Below are 1,172 nucleotides of genomic sequence, written 5' to 3' on the forward strand. Positions count from 1 at the left end.
ACCCCGGAGGCGACGGTGCGGCCGCCTTCTCTGATGGCGAAGCGTAAGCCTTCGTCCATGGCGACGGGGGTGATGAGTTCGACTTTGAAGGTGGCGTTGTCGCCGGGCATGACCATTTCGACGCCGTCGGCTAAGGTGATGTCGCCGGTTACGTCGGTGGTTCTGAAGTAGAATTGGGGACGGTAGCCGTTAAAGAACGGGGTGTGGCGTCCGCCTTCTTCTTTGCTCAGGACGTAGACTTCGGCTTCGAATTTGGTGTGGGGATGGATGCTGCCGGGTTCTGCCAGTACTTGGCCGCGTTCGATTTCGTCTCTTTGGACGCCGCGGAGCAGAAGGCCGACGTTGTCGCCTGCTTCGGCTTGGTCGAGTTGTTTTCTGAACATTTCGACGCCGGTGACGACGACGGTTCTTTTTTCGGTGGTTAAGCCGACGATTTCGACGTTGTCGTTGACTTTGATGGTGCCGCGTTCAACACGACCGGTGGCGACGGTGCCGCGGCCGGTGATGGAGAAGATGTCTTCTACGGGCATGAGGAAGGGATGATCGATGTCGCGGATGGGATCGTCGATCCATTCGTCAACGGTGTTCATGAGTTCGACGATTTTGTCGCCCCATTCGCCGTCGGGATCTTCCAGGGCTTTAAGGGCGCTGCCTACGGTGATGGGGGTGTTGTCGCCGTCGAATTCGTATTCGCTCAGGAGATCGCGTACTTCCATTTCGACGAGTTCGATGAGTTCTTCGTCATCGACTTGGTCTTGTTTGTTTAAGAAGACGACGATTTTGGGTACGCCGACTTGGCGGGCCAAGAGGATGTGTTCGCGGGTTTGGGGCATGGGGCCGTCTGCCGCGGATACGACGAGGATGGCGCCGTCCATTTGGGCTGCACCGGTGATCATGTTTTTGACGTAGTCGGCGTGGCCGGGGCAGTCAACGTGGGCGTAGTGGCGTTTTTCGGTTTCGTATTCGACGTGGGACGTGGAGATGGTAATACCGCGTTCTCTTTCTTCGGGGGCTTTGTCGATGTTTGCGTAGTCGACGAATTCGCCGGAGCCGAAGCGTTTGTTTAATACGAGGGTGATTGCCGCCGTAAGGGTGGTCTTGCCGTGGTCGACGTGGCCGATGGTGCCGACGTTGACGTGGGGTTTGGTTCTTTCAAATTTTCCTTTTGCCAT

The 1,172-nt window shown here is 57.0% G+C and carries 1 protein-coding gene; it reads right to left on the minus strand.

The features are described 5' to 3' along the window. The coding region (gene tuf / locus WKT05_RS10550; protein WP_340414058.1) for an elongation factor Tu at positions 1-1,172 on the minus strand (1,172 nt) is incomplete at its 3' end.

The organism is Peptoniphilus sp. HCN-40583 (assembly GCF_037892835.1).
In the GTDB taxonomy this organism is placed as follows: Bacteria; Bacillota; Clostridia; order Tissierellales; family Peptoniphilaceae; genus Aedoeadaptatus; species Aedoeadaptatus rachelemmaiella.